Source organism: Streptomyces sp. NPDC021012, from assembly GCF_044333355.1.
Lineage (GTDB): Bacteria > Actinomycetota > Actinomycetes > Streptomycetales > Streptomycetaceae > Streptomyces.
Map to the genome: position 1 here is coordinate 249,885 of NZ_JBIRQU010000008.1, position 16,719 is coordinate 266,603.

Here is a 16,719-nt window from a genome sequence, read left to right on the forward strand (position 1 = left end):
GGAGAGGCGGAAGGGCGGCGGAGAACCCGTTCCGCACGCCTCGTTCCCCGGGGCGGTCAGGAGCGCTAGCGTGCGTGCCCATGTCACTCCCGTCACTCCGAGGAGGTCCCGCATGAGCCTGTCGCGACGGAGTCTGCTGGCCGCCGGAGGCGCCCTGGGGGCCCTGACGGCCACCGCTCCCGCCGCCTCCGCCGCCCCCGGTCACGGCCGGGTCCGCACCGGCTTCGAGCGGCTGGCGGCCGACGGGTACGCGCTCCTCGCCGGCGAGCGGATCGGCGTCGTCACCAACCCCACCGGCATCACCCCGGACGCGCGCCACCTCGTGGACGTCATGCACGCCGACGAGCGGGTGGACCTGGTCGCCGTCTTCGGCCCCGAGCACGGCTTCCGGGGCACCGCCCAGGCGGGCGGCTCCGAGGGCCGGTACGACGACCCGGCGACCGGACTGCCCGTCTACGACACGTACCTGAAGAGCGGGCAGCCGCTCGCGGACGTCTTCACCGCCTCCGGGGTGGACACGGTCGTCTTCGACATCCAGGACGTCGGCGCGCGCTTCTACACGTACATCTGGACGCTGTACGACTGCATGGCGGCCGCCGCCCTCGCCGGGAAGCGGTTCGTGGTGCTCGACCGGCCGAACCCGGTGACCGGGCGGGCGGCGCTCGGGCCCGTCCTGGACCGGGCGTTCGCGACCTTCGTCGGGCGGGAGCCGATCGCACAGGCCCACGGCATGACGGTCGCCGAGCTGGCCGGGCTGTTCAACGGCGAGTTCCTGGCGACGCCCGTCGCCCTGGAGACCGTACGGATGACGGGGTGGCGGCGGTCGGAGTTCTTCGACGCGACCGGGCTGCCGTGGGTGCCGCCCAGCCCGAACATGCCGACGCCCGAGACCGCGCTCGCCTACTCCGGCACCTGCCTCTTCGAGGGCACGAACCTCTCCGAGGGGCGGGGCACCACCCGCCCCTTCGAACTCCTCGGCGCCGAGGGGATCGACCGGCGGTGGGCGGAGGCCGCGAACGCCCTCGGGCTGCCCGGGGTCCGCTTCCGCGAGGCGTACTTCGCCCCGACCTTCTCCAAGTTCCAGGGGAGGACCGTCGGCGGGGTGCAGCTGCACGTCGACGACCGGGAGTCCTTCGACCCGGTACGGACGGGCATCGGCCTCCTGGTCACCGCCCGCGGCTCCTGGTCGGGCTTCGCCTGGCGCGCGGACCACTGGATCGACAAGCTGACCGGCTCGGCCCGGGTGCGGACCCTGATCGACGCGGGCGCGGGCGTCGACGAGGTCGTCGGGGCCTGGGAGGCGGAGCTGACGGCCTTCCGGGCGGTGCGCGAGGAGTACCTGCTGTACCGGTGAAGGGGGGGGTGGCCCCCGTACGAGACGGGTGCGGGCGGGATGTCCCACCGGGCGTCCCGCCGACCACCCTTGCCCCATGAACCTCTCCTTACGACGCCGATCACGCCGTCTGCCGCTCGTCGGCCTGCTCCTCGCCGCCTGCCTGGGCTCCCTCGCACCCGCCGCGGGCGCCGCCGCGGCCCCGGCCGGCCCCGATCCCGTACGGGAACTCGCCCGCTCCGCGCGGCCCCTGACGGACCTGCGCCCGCTCGACCGGATGATCGGCTCCGCCAAGGTCGTCGGCCTCGGCGAGGCCACCCACAGCTCGGCGGAGTTCTTCGAGACCAAGCACCGGATCTTCGAACACCTCGTGGAGTCCAAGGGCTTCACCGCCTTCGCCCTGGAGGCCCCCTGGTCCACCGGGCTCCTCGTCGACGAGTGGGTCCGCACCGGCAGGGGCGACATCCGGGCGATCATGCGCGACGAGTTCCAGGAGTCGTACCGCCTCTGGAACACCGAGGAGTACCTCGACCTCTTCCGGTGGATGCGCGCCTACAACCAGCGCCACCCCGGCCACCAGGTCCGCTTCGTGGGCAACGACCTCGGCTACGCCGGACCGAACCTCTTCGACGCCGTCACCTCGTACGTCGCCCGCGTCCACCCGGAACTCCTCCCCCGCTTCCGCGAGCTGTACCGGGACTCGCGGCCCACGGGCGAGGTGGAGGCCTGGATGAAGGGCTACATGGAGAAGCCGCATGCCGAGCGGCAGCGGATGGCCGGTGACGTCGACCGGGCCCTCGCCCTCCTGGAGCGGCAGAGCCCCGGCAAGGGCCCCGGGGCGCGGGCGGCGCAGGCGTGGGCGGTGCAGCACGCGCGCGCGATCGCCCAGGTCGGCACCGAGTACGCCCACGACCTGACGACGCCGGAGGGGGTCGCCGCGGCGATGCTCTACCGCGACCGGACCATGGCCGAGAACACCGTGTGGTGGCAGCGGACGACCGGCGACCGGATCGTGCTCTCCGCGCACAACGGGCACATCGGCTACGAGACGCCGACGCCGGACCAGTACCCGCGGCTCCAGGGCGCCTTCCTGCGGGACGCCCTCGGCCGGGACTACGTGAGCGTGGGCGCCTCCTTCGGACAGGGCTCCTTCAACGCGCACGACACCGGGGCCCCCGGCGAACCGCTCCGGACCTTCACCGTCCCCCCGCTCGGCCCCGGCAGCGCCGCCCACGCCCTGGACCGGGTCGCGTCCGGCCCCTTCTACCTGGACCTGAGGCACACGGCTCCGGCGGCGCGCGACTGGCTGGGCGTGCCCCGGCCGGCCCGCCACATCGGAACGGTCTTCCCCTGGCCGGGCGATGTCGTGCCCGTGCGGTACTCCACCGCGTACGACCTGCTGATCCACTTCCCCCGGGTCTCGGCGGCGCGGCTGCGCTGACCCCGCGTCACAGGTCTGGACGGGGCCGTGCGCGGGCATCCTTGCCGAGGAGCCGCCGCCCACGCACGGGGCGCACGGGCGGTGCGGCCCCCTCGACGTGGAGGGACGGGTCTTGCCGTGACCGGGATGAGTGTGGAGCCGTACCGGGAGATCACCTTCGACAAGGACGGCGACGGGCCACCGGGCCAGGCCCCGGAGCTCGCCGCGCTGGCCCGGCAGGGCGTCGGCGACCTGGTGGTGTTCGCGCACGGGTGGAACAGCTCCCCGTCCGGCGCCACCCGGCTCTGTTCCGACTTCTTCGAGCCCTTCCCCGGGCTGCTCGCGCCCGGGGTGGAGGCGGGGTACGCGGGGCTGATCTGGCCCTCGATGATGTTCTCGGACGAGCCGGTGCCCGACTACCGGGCCCTGGTGACGGTCCTCCCGGAGAAGGAGCCGGTCATCGGGCGGCTCACGGAACTGCTCGCCTCGGCGCCGGAGTCGGAGGCCGCGTTCGTCGAGTTCGGGGCGCTGCTGCGGGAGCTGACGGACGTGGACGTGGACGCGGGGTCGGTGGCGGCCCCGGAGCCGGTGCCGGAGTTCCTGGTCGCGGACCCGGTGGCGGTGTGCGTCCGGTTCACCGAGGCCCTGGAATCCTGCGGAGCGGTCCCGGTGGAGAGCTTCGGAGCGGGCCTGAAGAAGTACTGGAAGGGCGCGAAGGAGGCGCTGCGGCAGGCCACGTACTACGTGATGAAGAAGCGGGCCGGGCAGGTCGGCGAGTACGGGCTCGGGCCGCTGCTCGGCGAGGTCGCGCGCGCCGCGCCCGGGCTCCGCGTCCACCTCGTGGGCCACAGCATGGGCGCCCGGCTCGTCGCGTACGCGCTGCGGGGGCTGCCCGCCGGGGTCCGGCCGGTCGCCTCCGTGACGCTCCTTCAGGGCGCCTTCTCGCACTACGCGTTCGCGGCACGGCTGCCGCACGACCCCGGGCGGTCCGGTTCGCTGCGGGACCTGCAGAACCGGGTGCGGGGGCCGGTGGTGGCCTGCTACTCGCGGTACGACTCGGCACTCGGGGTCATGTACCCGCTGGCGTCCCGGCTCGCGAACGACTCCGAGTCGCTGGCGGGCGTCCGGGCGGGGCTCCTCGGCACGGACGATCCGCGCTGGGGCGCGATCGGCCACGACGGGGTGCGGGCGGTGCCCGGGGCGGTGCGGCTGAGCCTCGCGGAGGCCCTGCGCGCGGGGGTGCCGGGCTCGGGGTGCGTGAGCGTGGACGCGGCCGAGGTGGTCCGCTCGCACAGCGACATCTGCCGCCCCGAGCTGGCCCGGGTGGTGGTCGCGGCCGCCGGGACGGGCCGGCGGGACCTGCGCTGAACACCACCGGACGCCCTGGTTCCGCATCTCGGCGGAACACGGCGGGGCTCCCGTTCGTCCCTCTGGTAGCGCGGAGAAGGACCAGCGGCGGAGGTGGCGAGGGATGGCCGGTTTCCGGAGTCTCGCGAGACAGGTGCGCGATCCGGGGTGCGACACGGCACTGCGCAGGTACTCCCTGCGCAAGTGCCTGGAGAGGTTCGCGCCGTACGGACACCGTGCGACCTGGGACCATCTGTGCCGCCGGCACGGATTCGGCCCCGAGGACCGGGAGCTCGACCCGGGGCGGCTCGTGGCCGCCCTCGACGAGCTGGAGGAGGCGCGGGCCGTGTGGCTCGCGTACGAGGAGCGGTTCGCCGCCCGGCGGCGGCGCGAGAAGCACGAGGGGCTGCGCGGGCTCGGCGCGCTCGACGACTGGCACCGGCGCGTCTGGGGCGGCAACGGCGTCCTCCGCTGCGACGACCCGTCGCTGCACCCCTCGGACCCGCTCCCCGAGGTGCTGCGCCGCCTCATCGCCGCCCTGGAGCGCGGGCCCGGCGACTCCTGCCCCGTCTGCTCGGGGCCCCGCATCGAGTGGGGCCCCTCGCTCGGCCCCGTCTGCGGGGACTGCGGGGTCGGCGTCCCCCGCGCCGTCCTCACCACGGCAGCCCTGCCCCGACCCCACGCCACCCGCCACCGCCCCCTGGCCCCAGCGGCGTAACCCGCCGCCCCCGTTGCGGGCTAGTCGGTGCTGTGGGCCGTGTCGCGGCGCACCGGCAGGAGGCGGGAGCCCGCCATGCGTTCGCCGAGGCGGTCGTCGGGGTTGGAGAGGACGCAGGTCTCCAGGGAGAGGCAGCCGCAGCCGATGCAGTCGGTGAGGTGGTCACGGAGGCGGCCGAGCTGCTTGATGCGCTCGTCGAGTTCGGTGCGCCAGGCCCGGGAGAGCCGGGCCCAGTCCTCGTTCGTGGGCGTGCGCTCCTCGGGGAGCTGGGCCAGCGCCTCGCGGATGGTGGCCAGCGGGATCCCGACGCGCTGCGCGGCGCGGACGAAGGCGACCCGGCGGAGCGTGTCGCGGGTGTAGCGGCGCTGGTTGCCGCCGGTGCGGCGGCTCCTGATCAGCCCTTTCGCCTCGTAGAAGTGCAGGGCGGAGACGGCGGCCCCGCTCCGGGCGGAGAGCTGGCCGACGGTGAGTTCGTGGATCTTCTCTGGAATCTGCGGCACCCGGGGAACCCTACTGGTCCCTCCCCCGGCGGCCGTTGACAGCGGACCCCGCACCCCACATGCTGAGCAAGCGCTTGGATACCGACCATCAGGTATGCCGTACCGCCAGAAGGGACGAGGGAACATGGCCGAGCCGAGGATCTTCACCTCCGCCGAGGAGCTGCGCGCCGGGGTCGGCGAGCAGCTGGGGCACAGCGACTGGGTGGAGATCGACCAGAAGCGGATCGATCTCTTCGCGGAGGCGACCGGGGACCACCAGTGGATCCACGTGGACCCCGAGCGCGCCGCCGCCGGTCCGTTCGGCGCGACGATCGCGCACGGCTATCTGACCCTGTCGCTGCTGCCGCTGTTCGTCCCGCAGGTGATGCGGGTCGAGGGCATGAAGATGGGCCTCAACTACGGGACGGATAAGGTGCGTTTCCCCGCCCCGGTCCCGGTCGGCTCGCGGCTGCGCGCCACCGCCGTCCTGACGAAGGTCGAGGAGGCGGGCGGCGGCGTGCAGGTGACGGCGGCGGTGACCGTGGAGCGCGAGGGCTCCGAGAAGCCCGTCTGCGTCGCCGAGTCGGTCTCCCGCTACTACTTCTGAGCGCCGGCCATCCGCAGGACGAGGTCGGCGTAGAGCGCGCCGACCTCGTCGGCCGTCCGGCGGCCCTGGGTGTTGAACCAGCGCGAGACGTCGATGCAGAGGGAGAGCACGGCGACCGTGGTGCCGGGCACGTCCGACACCTCGAACTCGCCCGCCGCGACGCCCTCGTTGAGGATGCGCCGGATCACGGCCTCGGACTCGCGGCGCAGCTCGACGATCTCGGCGCGGTGCTCGGGGCCGAGGGCGTCGAGCTCGTACTGGACGACGCGCGCGGTCGTGTGGCGCTCGGCGTGCCAGCGGACGAAGGAGCGCACGGCGTCGGCGAGGCGCTCGGCGGCGGTGCCGTCGCCGTCGGCCGCGGCCGAGAGGATCTCCAGGGCCTTGTCGTGACCGATGCGGCTGATCCGGTGGAGCAGCTCTTCCTTGGTCTTGTAGTGGATGTAGAGCGCGGCGGGGCTCATCCCGGCGCGGCCCGCGATGTCGCGGGTGGTGGTGGCGTGGTAGCCGCGCTCGGCGAACGCCTCGACGGCGGCCACGAGCAGCCGCCGGGCCGCCTCGGGCGTGACCTCGCCCCAGGCCACGTCCTCGACCCCGGGCGTCTCCTCCGCCGCGCTCATCCCACACTCCCTCTCGGACCCCGTCAGGACGAACACCATACAACGAGGGTGAGCAAGCGCTTAGAGCTTCTGGAAGGGGTCGTGCTCGGCGAGGAGCTTCTCCAGGCGGGCCTGGTCGACCCGGCTGACGATCTGGCCGGCCTCCTGGCGGTCGCGGACGACCTTGGCGAGGGTGAAGGCCGAGGTGGTGAGGTAGAGGACCGAGATGGCGAGGAAGGCCCGCACCCAGGCGCTGGCGTCGAGCTGGAAGATGCCGATGCCCACGGCGGCGATCGCGATCCCGAAGGAGATGACCGCCTGCATGTAGTAGGCGGCGGTGTTCTGCTGCTTGACCGGTGTGTCGCTCATGGAGCCAAGGATCGGGCGGATGTGGCGGGTGCCACATCCGCCCGCGTACTCAGCGAGGTACTCAGAAGGCCGAGACCCCCGTCAGCGCCCGGCCGATGATGAGCTTCTGGATCTGGCTGGTGCCCTCGTACAGGGTCATGACGCGGGCGTCGCGGACCAGCTTCCCGACCGGGTACTCGTCGATGTAGCCGTAGCCGCCGAAGACCTGGAGGGCGTTGTTCGCGGCGCGGACGGCGGCCTCGGAGGCGTACAGCTTGGCCTTGGAGGCGGCGGTGGCGAAGTCCTCGCCCCGGTCGATCAGGTCGGCGACCCGCCAGGTGAGCAGCCGGGCGGCGTCCACGTCGACGGCGATGTCGCTGAGGAGCTCCTGGACCAGCTGGTACGAGGCGATGGGCTTTCCGAACTGCTCGCGCTCCCCCGCGTACCGCAGGGCCGCGTCGAGGGCGGCCTGCGCGATGCCGACGCAGCCGGCGGCGACCGACATGCGGCCCTTGGCGAGGGCGGACATGGCGACGGCGAAGCCCTTGCCCTCGGGGCCGAGCATCGCGGTGGCGGGGACGCGGACGCCCTCCAGGACCAGTTCGGCGGTGGCCTGGCCGCGCAGGCCGAGCTTGCCGTGGACGGGGCGGCGGGTGAGGCCGGGGGTGTCGGTGGGGACGAGGAAGGCGGAGACGCCCTTGTGGCCGGGGGTGTCGTCGGTGCGGGCGAAGAGGAGCACGACGTCGGCCCAGGTGCCGTTGGTGATGAACATCTTGGCGCCGTCGACGACGTACGCGTCCCCGTCGCGCACGGCGCGGGTGGCCAGGTTCCCGGCGTCGGAGCCGGTGCCGGGCTCGGTGAGTCCGAAGCAGCCGAGCGCCTCGCCGGAGGAGAGGCGGGGCAGCCACTCCCGCTTCTGCTCCTCGGTGCCCCAGGAGGCGATGGTCTTGGCGACCAGGCCGAGGGAGACGGAGACGATGCCGCGCACGGAGGAGTCGCCGCGCCCCAGTTCCTCGGTGACGAGGCAGTACGCGAGGTGGTCGCCGCCCGAGCCGCCGTACTCCTCGGGGATCGTGAGCCCGAGGAAGCCGACGGCGCCGAGCTTCTTCACGATGCCCCGGTCCACCTCCTCGGCGCGGTCCCACGCGGTCGCGTGCGGGGCGACCTCGCGGGCGACGAAGTCCTCGGCGAGCCGCCGTACGGCCTCCTGCTCCTCGCTCAGTTCCAGATTCATGCGGTGCCACCCCACTCGGCCGTTTAATTACCACTGCTAGTTTTTCTGGTGCGGGCCTACTATGTGCGCCATGGCCCGACCGCGCAAGCCCCTGCTCAGCCGAGAACGCATCGTCGAGACGGCGGGCGCGCTCGTGGACGCGGAGGGCCTCGCGGCGCTCTCCACCCGGCGGCTCGCCGCCGAACTCGGGGTGAGCGGGCCCTCGCTCTACAACCACTTCCGCACGAAGGACGAGATCCTCGACGCGGTCGCGGACGCGGTGAGCGCCAAGATCGACCTGTCGATGTTCGCGGAGGACGACGGCCGCGACTGGCGCACGGCGCTGCACGACTGGGCGGTCTCCTACCGCGCCGCCCTCGCCGACCACCCGCACATCGTCCCCGTCCTCGCCCAGGGCCCCGGCCGCCGCCCGGCGGGCCTCAAGGTCGCCGACGCCGTCTTCGGCGCGATGGTCCGGGCCGGCTGGCCCCCCGCCCAGGCCACCTCGATCGGCGCGCTGATGCGGTACTTCATCACCGGCTCCGCCCTCGGCTCCTTCGCCCGCGGCTTCGTCGACGACGAGACGGCCTACGACCCTGCCGACTACCCCCACCTCGGCCAGGCCCACCGCCTCGCGGAGCACCGCCAGAAGGTCGACGAGGGCGCCTTCGAGACGGGCCTGCGGGCGCTGCTCGACGGGCTGCGGCTCCAGTACGAGGCGATGCCGGCCGCCCGGCGGGCCGCGCACGTTTCGGCCGCCACCGAAGGGTGAGTGCGGCAGGCTTGCCCCATGGCAGCCAGTGACCTCGCCGCGCTCGCGGCGCTCTTCGCGGACGAGAGCCGCGCCGCGTTCCTGCTCGCCCTGCTCGACGGGCGGGCCTGGACCGCCGGGGAGCTCGCCCGGCACGCCGGGGTGGCGCCGTCCACCGCCAGCGAGCACCTCGGGAAGCTGGTCGCGGGCGGGGTGCTCGCCGAGGAACGGCAGGGCAGACACCGGTACGTGCGCCTCGCCGACCCCGGGATCGCGCACCTCGTCGAGGACCTGGCCGCCCGGTCCGAGCCCGATGTGCCCGCGCCGCCGCGCTCGCTGCGGGCCGCGAGCGCGGGGGCGGCGATGGCGCGCGGCCGGACCTGCTACGACCACCTCGCGGGCCGGCTCGGCATCACGATCACCGATGCGATGACGGAGCGGGGGCTGCTGCGCCAGGACACCGGGTTCGCGCTCACGGACCGGGGCCTGGCCTGGTTCGAGGAGCAGGGCATCCCCCTCGTACGGCAGGGGCGGCGGCCCCTCGTCCGCGGCTGCCTCGACTGGACCGAGCGCCGCCCCCACCTCGCCGGACTCGCCGGCGCCGCCCTGTGCGGGCACGCGCTGGACTCCGGGTGGTGCGTACGGATCGGCTCGGAGCGGGCCGTGAAGGTGACGGCCGAGGGCGAGACGGCCCTGCGGGCGTGCCTCGGGCTCCCGGCGACGGCACTGCGCTGAACCGGGGCGCGGCCCCCGGAGGCCCGACGCCCGATATTGCGGTGAGCGCCGAAGGGTCCGCGTCCTACCGTCGGGGGATGCAGAAGCAATCCTCCCGGCTCGCGCTCGCCGCCGCCGGTGTGACCGTCGCCCTCTGGGCCTCCGCCTTCGTCTCCATCCGCAGTGCCGGGGCGGCCTACTCCCCCGGGGCGCTCGCGCTCGGTCGGCTGCTCGCGGGGGCGGTGGTCCTCGGGGCCGTGCTCCTGGTGCGGCGGGAGGGGCTGCCGCCGCGGGCCGCCTGGCCGGGGATCCTGGTCTCGGGGCTGCTCTGGTTCGGGGCGTACATGGTGGTGCTGAACTGGGGCGAGCAGGAGGTCGACGCGGGCACGGCGGCGATGGTGGTGAACATCGGGCCGATCCTGATCGCCCTGCTCGGCGCCCGGTTCCTCAAGGAGTCGCTGCCGCCCCGGCTGCTCGCGGGCATGGCGGTCTCCTTCGCGGGCGCGGTGACCGTCGGCCTGTCGATGTCCGCCGGGGGCTCCGGCGGGCACGCCTCGGTGCTCGGGGTGGTCCTCTGCCTGCTCGCGGCGGTGGCGTACGCGGGCGGGGTCGTGGCCCAGAAGCCGGCGCTCGCCCACGGCAGCGCGCTCCAGGTGACGACCTTCGGCTGCCTGGTGGGGGCGGCGGCCTGCCTGCCGTTCGCGGGGCAGCTGGTCGAGGAGGCGGCCCGGGCCCCGCTGTCGGCGACCCTGAACATGGTCTACCTGGGGGTGTTCCCGACCGCGCTCGCGTTCACGACCTGGGCCTACGCCCTGGCCCGTACGACCGCGGGACGGATGGGCGCGACGACGTACGCCGTGCCCGCCCTGGTCGTGGTCCTCGCCTGGGTGTTCCTGGGCGAGCTGCCGGGCGTGCTCACGCTCGCCGGGGGTGTGCTGTGCCTCGCGGGCGTGGCCGTATCCCGCTCCCGCCCGCGGGTCTCCGCGGCCGCCGGAACGGCTCGATCCACCTGACAGGGCATACCCCTGCTTCCAGTCACTTCGCGGGCGTTCCGGGGGGCCCGGGCGCCCGCGACCTGGAAGGGAAATGCCCGTCAAGCCCCAGTTCCGGCCGCGCGGCCGAGGGGCTACGTTTCGCCGCTCTCCGGCCGGATATTTTCGAGTCGGTCACAGGTGCGGCCGGAACGTGACGCTCCGGCGCCTTCTCGCGAGTCCACGGGGGATCTCATGGCGATTCAGCAGCGGGCCGAGCGGACGAAGCAGGAGATCCTGTCGGCGGCCGCCCGGGTCTTCGACAGGATGGGCTACGAGCGGGCCTCCCTGGCCCGGATCGCCGGCGAGGCCCGGGTGACCACCGGCGCCCTCGTCTTCCACTTCGCGACCAAGCCCGAACTGGCGACCGCGGTGCGCGGGAGGGCCCGCGCGGTCACCCGGATCACGGTCGAGTCGGCCTGCCTGTCCACGGAGGGCGTGGGCGGCACCGCGATCGACAAGCTGGTCATCACGACCCACGCGCTGATCCGGCTCTTCGAGACCGACCCGGTGGCGCGGGCGGGCGAGCGCCTCGCCCGCGAGCTCCAGCCGACGGCCCCCGGGCTCGGGCAGGACTGCCCCTGGCGGCGCGAGGTGTGCCGGCTGGCGCGGTACGCGGTGGCGGAGCAGGCCCTGCGGCCCGGGGTGGACGCGAGGGCGGTCGCGGCCCTGATCGGCTATGTGATCACCGGGGTCGAACTGGAGATGCGGCGCCCGAGCGCGCCCGCCGACGGTTCCTGGCCCGCCGAGAGCGGCGCCCTGCAGGAGTCCGCCGAGGAACGGCTGGGCCGCATCTGGGAGTTGATCCTGCCCGGGCTCGTCCACCCGACGCCGGCCCGGCCGGTCCCGGCCCCGCCGAAGGGCAGGTCAGCGACCGCCTCCTGACCGCAGCAGCTGGCGCGCGAAGGCCGCCAGCGAACGTCCGATGCGCTCGGTCGACAGGCCGAGCTGGTGCCGCTGGAACTGGTAGAGCTCGGGTGACAGCGGACTGAGCGCGATGTCGATCAGCGGGTCCGGGTCCTCGGTCCCGTGGTCGACCAGCAGGGTCCGGACGTGGACGCGCCAGAAGCCGTACGCGCCCGTCCGGAACCGCGCGGGGCCGGTCTCCGCCCCCAGCGCCAGCGGCAGATGCCGTTCGAGCAGATCGAGCATCGCCAGGTAGAACGCCGCGAGCCGCTCCCCCGCCGGCGCGCCGGGGCCGAGCGGCGGGGGCCCGTAGATGAGCTGCCCCTGCAGCCGGCGCTCGTGCTCGTCGAGCAGCGCCACGGCGACCGAGGACGGGTCGGGGAAGCTCCGGTACAGCGTGGCGCGGCCCACGCCCGCGGCCTTGGCGATCTCCCCCATGGTGACCGTCCGCGGATCCTGCTCCGCGAAGAGCCGCTCGGCCGCGGCCAGGATCTGGGCACGGTTGCGCTCCGCGTCCGCGCGTCTGCGCGGGGCGACCGGCTGCTCGTCCGCGGCCTGGAGATCGCCGAGGAGCCCGCCGACCAGGTGCACGGGGGCGGCTCCACGGGCCCGCTGCTCTTCCTCGCTCATGAATCAGACCTTACTTCCCCCGAGGCTAAGTGGACAGCTTGTCCGCTTGCTAGGTTTCATGGCATCCTAAACGGACTCAGTGTCCACTTGTCCGCTCCCATCCCGTCCCAGGGAGATCCAGATGCACACCGCGCTCCTCGCCGCGGCCCTGCTGGTCGGCTGCCTCCTGGCCGTCCAGGCCTCGGTAAACCTCCAGCTCAACTCGGCCGTCGGCACCCCGTACGGGGCCTCGACCATCCAGCTCGGCGTGGCCACCACGCTGCTCGTCGTGCTCGCGGTGGCCGCCGGCGCGCTCGGCGCGCTCGGCAAGCTGCCCGACGTGGAGTGGTGGCAGCTGCTCGGCGGGCTCGCCAGCCCCCTCTACATCACCAGCGGCATCCTGCTGTTCCCACGGCTCGGCGCCCTCGCCGCCGTCGGACTCTTCGTGACCGGCCAGATGTTCTCCTCGCTCGCCCTCGACCTCTTCGGCCTCCTCGGCCTGAAGCAGAAGGAGCTGAGCGTCGGCATCGTCCTCGGCGCCCTCGCCGTCCTCGCGGGCATCGTCGTGATCATCCGGGGCATGAAGGCCGCGGCCCCTCCCGGCGCCCCCAAGATGTCCGCCGCCGGCCGCGTCGGCTGGCTCGTCCTCGGCATCGTCGCCGGTGGCGTCCTGCCGGTGCAGGGCGCGGTCAACGCCCAGCTGCGCGCCCAGCTCAAGGAGCCCATCACCGTCGCCGTGATCAGCTTCGCCGTCGCGACCCTCACCATCGCGATCGTCCTGCTCGTCCTGTACTTCACCCGCAGGACCCCGAAGCCCCAGATCGCCCCGCTGAAGAAGATGCCCTGGTGGGGCTGGCTCGGTGGCGCCTGCGCCGCCGCGTACGTGACCGGCACCTTCCTGCTCATCCCGACCATCGGCGCGGCCGTGACCATCGCCCTCACCGTGACCGGGCAGCAGCTGACCTCGGCGCTGATCGACCACAAGGGCCTGTTCAAGCTCCCGCAGCGCTCCCTGACCAAGCCGCGCGCCCTGGGCCTCGCCCTGCTGATCGCCGGCTCCCTGACCATCCAGCTCGTCTGACCGAGGCCGGCACCTCCCCCGGGCCCGGCGCCCGGGGGCCCCGGCCCGATCGGCGCCTCACGAAAGGCCGCTCATGAAGACGCCCTACACCGCCGGGCCGGACATCCACGTCCTCCCCTCGGCCCTGCCCATCCCGGGCCTCGGCGACCAGCCGGTGAACGCCTTCCTCGTACGGTCCGGACAGCCGCTCCTCGTGGACACCGGCATGCCCGTCGACCGGGAGGGCTTCCTGGACTCCCTCTGGTCGCTGATCGACCCGGCCGATCTGCGCTGGGTCGTCGTCACCCACGACGACCGCGACCACACCGGCGCACTCGCCGGAATCCTCCGGGCCGCGCCGCATGCGAAGGTCCTCGCCAACGCGATATCAGTGACGCGAATATCAGAAGAGTTCAGCATTCCCGAGGAGCGGGTAGTAACCGCGAACCCGGGTAGTCGAGTGAAAGTCGGTGATCGCGAACTGAGTTTTCACCGACCTCCCACCTTCGATTCACCGGGAACCCTCGCCGTGTTCGACCACTCCGATGGAACGCTCTACAGCTCCGACAGCTTCGGCACCGTCGTCGAAGAAATTCGCCAGGACTTCACCGACCTTTCCGAGGAGGAATTCCTGCACGGCTTCGAAGTGCTGAACCGTGCCATAGCCCCGTGGACCGCCCTGGTCGACGAGGCGAAGTTCCTCCGCCCCGTGCACGAGCTGGCCGCCCTGCGCCCCGCACGGCTGCTCAGCGCCCACGGGCCGACCGTCGAGGAGGCCGCCGTACCCCGCCTCTTCGACGCGATGGCCCGCATCCCGTCCCTGCCCGCCTGGCTGCCCGGCGCCGACCTCGACCTCGAGGCCGCGCTGGACGCCCACGAGTCCACCGCCGGCTGAGCCCCGCTCCCGCCCGCGCACCCGAACCGAGGAGAACCATGTCCGACCCGACCACCGCCGATCTGACCCCGCCGCGCGGAGTCGTCACCGTCTTCTCCGACATCTGGTGTTCCTTCGCGCACATCGCCATCCACCGGCTGCACGCCACCCGGGCCCGCCTCGGCCTGGAGGAGCAGGTCGCCTTCGACCTGCGCGCCTTCCCCCTGGAACTGCTGAACGACGCCCCGAGCCCGCGCCCCGGCACGGACAGCGAGGTCGCCCGGATGGCCAGCCTGGAGCCGGCCGCCGGCTGGCAGCTGTGGCAGGCCAAGGACTGGCTGTACCCCTCGACGACGCTGCCCGCCCTGGAGGCGGTGCTCGCCGCCAAGGAACAGAGCCTGAACGCCTCCGAGCAGCTCGACCTCGGGCTGCGCCGGGCCTTCTGGGCCGAGTCGCGCTGCATCAGCCACCGCAAGGTGATCCTGGACGTGGCCGCGGAGACGGGCGCCGTCGACGTCGACGCCCTGACCGAGGCGCTGGACGACGGACGGGCCCGCCGGGCCCTCTCCGACCAGGCCGCGCTGTCCAAGAGCGACCGCGTGAACTGCAGCCCCCACCTGTTCCTGCCCGACGGCTCCGACCACGCCAACCCCGGCATCGACGTGGGCTGGGAGGGGGCCTACGGCATCGGCTGGCCGGTCATCGCCTCGGACGACCCGAAGGTGTACGAGGACATCCTGCTGCGGGCCGCCACTGAATAGATCACGGAACGGATCGAAAAGCCGCCGACGGCGGCCGAATATCAGGAACGACGTTCAGGCATTCCAATAGCGGAATGCCTGGACGTCGTTCCTTTTTTTGCCCCGCAAAACATCGCGGTAATTATTAATTGCGTGACCCCGCCGTTATTCGCAAGGCCGCCCGAAGCTCCTACAGTCGTTTATGCCGCCGGAATTCCGGTGGACTTTCGAATCGACAGCAGGAGTTCTCATGTCGTTGACCGACAAGGCAGATGTCAGCACTTTCGTCGACCTCACCCAGCACGAGATCGAGGCCCTGAAGACCCGTTTCAACCTGGCCGACGCCCACACCCACCAGCGTCAGTCCGTCTCGCAGGAGCGGATCGTCTCGCGGCTCCCCGAGCTCTGGCACGAGTCCGAGTCGAAGCAGCAGGCCCACTTCGAGCGCCAGTTCGTCGACGCCTTCTTCCGCCTGCACCAGCAGCCCACCGCCCGGGCGATGGACCGGACGCTCCTCTCGTACTCCGCCAGCGTCTCCACGATGGTCGCCGGCATGTTCCTCAAGCAGCGCGGGATGTCCGTGCAGCTGGTGGAGCCCTGCTTCGACAACCTGGTCGACCTGCTGCGCAACATGCAGGTGCCGCTCGGACCGGTCGACGAGTCGGTGCTGCACGACAAGGACGCCATCTACGACCGCCTGGTCGAGTCGATCGACGCGGACGCGATCTACCTGGTCGACCCGAACAACCCGACCGGCTTCACCCTGCTCGCCGAGAAGCTGGAGGGCTTCGCCGAGGTCGTGCGCTACTGCGTCGACCACGACAAGGTCCTGGTGATGGACTTCTGCTTCGCCTCCTTCGCGCTCTGCGACGAGGGCATCGGCCGGGTGGACATCTACAAGCTCCTGGAGGAGTCCGGCGTGACCTACATGGTCATGGAGGACACCGGCAAGACCTGGCCGATCCAGGACGCCAAGTGCGCCATGATCACCGCCAGCCGGGACATCCAGGAGGAGGTCTACAACCTCCACACCAGCGTCCTGCTGAACGTGTCGCCCTTCGTCCTCAACATGGTCACGCAGTACATCGAGGACTCCATCGAGGACGGCTTCGCCTCGGTCCGCGACATCATCAAGACCAACGGCGACACCGCCCGCGCCGCCCTCGACGGCACCGTCCTGGAGTTCCAGGAGCCGGTCGTCGGCACCAGCGTCGCCTGGTTCCGCATCAAGCCGGAGCACCTGACCGCCACCCAGCTCCAGGCCGTCCTCTTCGACGAGGAGGTGTACGTCCTGCCGGGCACCTTCTTCTACTGGAACACCAAGGAGAAGGGCGAGCGCTTCGTCCGCCTCGCCCTGGCCCGCGAGCCCGAGGTCTTCGCCGGCGCGATGGAGCGGATGCGGAAGGTGCTCGAGCGCTATGAGGCCTGACACCACCCCCGAGGCGGCCGAGCACTCCCCCACGGTGTTCATCGACGCCACCCTCTTCATGGGCATGCACAGCCGGGACGACGCGGTCCGGACCGGCGCCAAGGCCTTCTTCGCCGGCCGGCTGGCCGCCGGGGACGCCGGCCGGGTCGTCATGAGCTGGGAGCAGGTCGGCCGCTGCGACGACCTCGTCTGGGGCTACGAGCGGCTGGTGCAGGACGAGTACTACCCCTTCATGGACGTCCTCCACACCGACCTGGCCATCGACCGGATCCCGTACGACGAGGACGACGTCCGGCGGGCGTTCACCGCCCCCGAGCTCGACGGCCTGCCCGCGCACGAACGCCTGCTGCTCGCCCAGGTCATCGGCCGGGGAGGCGTGCTGCACACGGCGAGCCCCCGGCTCCTGAAGGCGGCCGACGGCCTGCCCGTCGTGCCGGTCGACGCCGGCGCCGAGCCCGCCTTCCCCGCGTACCTGGAGGACCTGTACCAGCGCTCGCTGGTGCTGAAGGTCGACTCCGACTCCCTCTGACACACCTTCTGAACA

At 72.6% G+C, this 16,719-nt stretch carries 19 protein-coding genes; 14 read left to right on the plus strand and 5 right to left on the minus strand.

The window, feature by feature from the left end; translation table 11 throughout:
• The first annotated feature begins 112 nt into the window (after positions 1–112).
• The 4 genes from ACH4TP_RS26540 to ACH4TP_RS26555 all read left to right on the plus strand — a co-directional run bounded on the left by ACH4TP_RS26540 (position 113) and on the right by ACH4TP_RS26555 (position 4,818).
• Positions 113–1,354, plus strand: coding sequence for an exo-beta-N-acetylmuramidase NamZ domain-containing protein (locus ACH4TP_RS26540; protein WP_398439317.1), 1,242 nt, complete (start codon positions 113–115; stop codon positions 1,352–1,354).
• A 76-nt stretch (positions 1,355–1,430) separates the two neighbouring features.
• Entirely contained in the window at positions 1,431–2,774 is a 1,344-nt protein-coding gene (locus tag ACH4TP_RS26545) for an erythromycin esterase family protein (protein WP_398439318.1), read from the plus strand.
• A 126-nt stretch (positions 2,775–2,900) separates the two neighbouring features.
• Positions 2,901–4,121 carry a serine-threonine protein kinase gene (locus tag ACH4TP_RS26550; protein WP_398439319.1) on the plus strand — a complete coding sequence of 407 codons (1,221 nt, stop codon included), beginning with the start codon at positions 2,901–2,903 and terminating at the stop codon, positions 4,119–4,121.
• 103 nt (positions 4,122–4,224) lie between these two features.
• A complete protein-coding gene (locus ACH4TP_RS26555) occupies positions 4,225–4,818 on the plus strand; it encodes a hypothetical protein (RefSeq protein ID WP_398439320.1) in 594 nt (197 codons plus the stop codon).
• 20 nt (positions 4,819–4,838) lie between these two features.
• Here ACH4TP_RS26555 and soxR read toward each other — a convergent pair whose 3' ends face one another.
• Positions 4,839–5,318: a redox-sensitive transcriptional activator SoxR gene (gene soxR, locus ACH4TP_RS26560; protein ID WP_389228549.1), complete on the minus strand. Its 480-nt coding sequence runs from the start codon at positions 5,316–5,318 to the stop codon at positions 4,839–4,841.
• Positions 5,319–5,442: 124 nt separating this feature from the next.
• Between soxR and ACH4TP_RS26565 the strand changes: the two genes are divergently transcribed.
• Complete coding sequence (locus ACH4TP_RS26565; RefSeq protein ID WP_398439321.1) at positions 5,443–5,904, plus strand: MaoC family dehydratase; 462 nt, start codon at positions 5,443–5,445, stop codon at positions 5,902–5,904.
• On the opposite strand, the gene ACH4TP_RS26570 is transcribed toward ACH4TP_RS26565, so the two are convergent.
• From ACH4TP_RS26570 to ACH4TP_RS26580, 3 genes are all read right to left on the minus strand, one after another.
• Complete coding sequence (locus ACH4TP_RS26570; RefSeq protein WP_398186209.1) at positions 5,895–6,521, minus strand: TetR/AcrR family transcriptional regulator; 627 nt, start codon at positions 6,519–6,521, stop codon at positions 5,895–5,897. The two genes, ACH4TP_RS26565 and ACH4TP_RS26570, sit on opposite strands and share 10 nt — an antisense overlap.
• A 60-nt stretch (positions 6,522–6,581) precedes the next feature.
• Positions 6,582–6,869: a YiaA/YiaB family inner membrane protein gene (locus tag ACH4TP_RS26575; RefSeq protein ID WP_030691197.1), complete on the minus strand. Its 288-nt coding sequence runs from the start codon at positions 6,867–6,869 to the stop codon at positions 6,582–6,584.
• Between the two features lie 61 nt (positions 6,870–6,930).
• Positions 6,931–8,082: an acyl-CoA dehydrogenase family protein gene (locus tag ACH4TP_RS26580; protein WP_398186206.1), complete on the minus strand. Its 1,152-nt coding sequence runs from the start codon at positions 8,080–8,082 to the stop codon at positions 6,931–6,933.
• Positions 8,083–8,152: 70 nt separating this feature from the next.
• Here ACH4TP_RS26580 and ACH4TP_RS26585 point away from each other — a divergent pair, with 70 nt between their 5' ends.
• From ACH4TP_RS26585 to ACH4TP_RS26600, 4 genes are all read left to right on the plus strand, one after another.
• Positions 8,153–8,833, plus strand: coding sequence for a TetR/AcrR family transcriptional regulator (locus tag ACH4TP_RS26585; protein ID WP_389228563.1), 681 nt, complete (start codon positions 8,153–8,155; stop codon positions 8,831–8,833).
• Between the two features lie 18 nt (positions 8,834–8,851).
• Positions 8,852–9,547, plus strand: a complete 696-nt coding sequence (locus ACH4TP_RS26590) for an ArsR/SmtB family transcription factor (RefSeq protein ID WP_398439322.1) — start codon at positions 8,852–8,854, stop codon at positions 9,545–9,547.
• Between the two features lie 77 nt (positions 9,548–9,624).
• Complete coding sequence (locus ACH4TP_RS26595; protein WP_389228569.1) at positions 9,625–10,539, plus strand: DMT family transporter; 915 nt, start codon at positions 9,625–9,627, stop codon at positions 10,537–10,539.
• Positions 10,540–10,752: 213 nt separating this feature from the next.
• Positions 10,753–11,442, plus strand: a complete 690-nt coding sequence (locus ACH4TP_RS26600; protein ID WP_389228572.1) for a TetR family transcriptional regulator — start codon at positions 10,753–10,755, stop codon at positions 11,440–11,442.
• Here the strand turns inward: ACH4TP_RS26600 and ACH4TP_RS26605 are convergent.
• Complete coding sequence (locus tag ACH4TP_RS26605; RefSeq protein WP_389228575.1) at positions 11,425–12,093, minus strand: TetR/AcrR family transcriptional regulator; 669 nt, start codon at positions 12,091–12,093, stop codon at positions 11,425–11,427. The two genes, ACH4TP_RS26600 and ACH4TP_RS26605, sit on opposite strands and share 18 nt — an antisense overlap.
• Before the next feature lie 121 nt (positions 12,094–12,214).
• On the opposite strand from ACH4TP_RS26605, the gene ACH4TP_RS26610 reads away from it, so the two are divergent.
• The 5 genes from ACH4TP_RS26610 (at position 12,215) to ACH4TP_RS26630 (ending at position 16,704) form a co-directional block, all read left to right on the plus strand.
• Positions 12,215–13,153 (plus strand): DMT family transporter, encoded by a 939-nt coding sequence (locus ACH4TP_RS26610; RefSeq protein WP_389228577.1) that lies wholly within the window; start codon positions 12,215–12,217, stop codon positions 13,151–13,153.
• A gap of 73 nt (positions 13,154–13,226) precedes the next feature.
• Entirely contained in the window at positions 13,227–14,027 is an 801-nt protein-coding gene (locus tag ACH4TP_RS26615) for an MBL fold metallo-hydrolase (RefSeq protein WP_398186199.1), read from the plus strand.
• Positions 14,028–14,065: 38 nt separating this feature from the next.
• Complete coding sequence (locus ACH4TP_RS26620; protein ID WP_398186196.1) at positions 14,066–14,767, plus strand: DsbA family protein; 702 nt, start codon at positions 14,066–14,068, stop codon at positions 14,765–14,767.
• 229 nt (positions 14,768–14,996) lie between these two features.
• A complete protein-coding gene (locus ACH4TP_RS26625; protein ID WP_389228586.1) occupies positions 14,997–16,175 on the plus strand; it encodes an aminotransferase class I/II-fold pyridoxal phosphate-dependent enzyme in 1,179 nt (392 codons plus the stop codon).
• Positions 16,165–16,704 (plus strand): DUF6190 family protein, encoded by a 540-nt coding sequence (locus ACH4TP_RS26630; protein WP_398439323.1) that lies wholly within the window; start codon positions 16,165–16,167, stop codon positions 16,702–16,704. Before ACH4TP_RS26625 ends, ACH4TP_RS26630 begins: the two co-directional genes overlap by 11 nt.
• The last annotated feature ends 15 nt before the right edge of the window (positions 16,705–16,719 follow it).

Excerpts from the sequence above, each read along its gene's own strand:
- ACH4TP_RS26540 (WP_398439317.1), top strand. The coding sequence starts at position 113 with ATGAGCCTGTCGCGACGGAGTCTGCTGGCCGCCGGAGGCGCCCTGGGG.
- ACH4TP_RS26545 (WP_398439318.1), top strand. The coding sequence starts at position 1,431 with ATGAACCTCTCCTTACGACGCCGATCACGCCGTCTGCCGCTCGTCGGC.
- ACH4TP_RS26550 (WP_398439319.1), top strand. The coding sequence starts at position 2,901 with ATGAGTGTGGAGCCGTACCGGGAGATCACCTTCGACAAGGACGGCGAC.
- ACH4TP_RS26555 (WP_398439320.1), top strand. The coding sequence starts at position 4,225 with ATGGCCGGTTTCCGGAGTCTCGCGAGACAGGTGCGCGATCCGGGGTGC.
- ACH4TP_RS26565 (WP_398439321.1), top strand. The coding sequence starts at position 5,443 with ATGGCCGAGCCGAGGATCTTCACCTCCGCCGAGGAGCTGCGCGCCGGG.
- ACH4TP_RS26570 (WP_398186209.1), bottom strand. The coding sequence starts at position 6,521 with ATGAGCGCGGCGGAGGAGACGCCCGGGGTCGAGGACGTGGCCTGGGGC.
- ACH4TP_RS26575 (WP_030691197.1), bottom strand. The coding sequence starts at position 6,869 with ATGAGCGACACACCGGTCAAGCAGCAGAACACCGCCGCCTACTACATG.
- ACH4TP_RS26580 (WP_398186206.1), bottom strand. The coding sequence starts at position 8,082 with ATGAATCTGGAACTGAGCGAGGAGCAGGAGGCCGTACGGCGGCTCGCC.
- ACH4TP_RS26585 (WP_389228563.1), top strand. The coding sequence starts at position 8,153 with ATGGCCCGACCGCGCAAGCCCCTGCTCAGCCGAGAACGCATCGTCGAG.
- ACH4TP_RS26590 (WP_398439322.1), top strand. The coding sequence starts at position 8,852 with ATGGCAGCCAGTGACCTCGCCGCGCTCGCGGCGCTCTTCGCGGACGAG.
- ACH4TP_RS26595 (WP_389228569.1), top strand. The coding sequence starts at position 9,625 with ATGCAGAAGCAATCCTCCCGGCTCGCGCTCGCCGCCGCCGGTGTGACC.
- ACH4TP_RS26600 (WP_389228572.1), top strand. The coding sequence starts at position 10,753 with ATGGCGATTCAGCAGCGGGCCGAGCGGACGAAGCAGGAGATCCTGTCG.
- ACH4TP_RS26605 (WP_389228575.1), bottom strand. The coding sequence starts at position 12,093 with ATGAGCGAGGAAGAGCAGCGGGCCCGTGGAGCCGCCCCCGTGCACCTG.
- ACH4TP_RS26610 (WP_389228577.1), top strand. The coding sequence starts at position 12,215 with ATGCACACCGCGCTCCTCGCCGCGGCCCTGCTGGTCGGCTGCCTCCTG.
- ACH4TP_RS26615 (WP_398186199.1), top strand. The coding sequence starts at position 13,227 with ATGAAGACGCCCTACACCGCCGGGCCGGACATCCACGTCCTCCCCTCG.
- ACH4TP_RS26620 (WP_398186196.1), top strand. The coding sequence starts at position 14,066 with ATGTCCGACCCGACCACCGCCGATCTGACCCCGCCGCGCGGAGTCGTC.
- ACH4TP_RS26625 (WP_389228586.1), top strand. The coding sequence starts at position 14,997 with ATGTCGTTGACCGACAAGGCAGATGTCAGCACTTTCGTCGACCTCACC.
- ACH4TP_RS26630 (WP_398439323.1), top strand. The coding sequence starts at position 16,165 with ATGAGGCCTGACACCACCCCCGAGGCGGCCGAGCACTCCCCCACGGTG.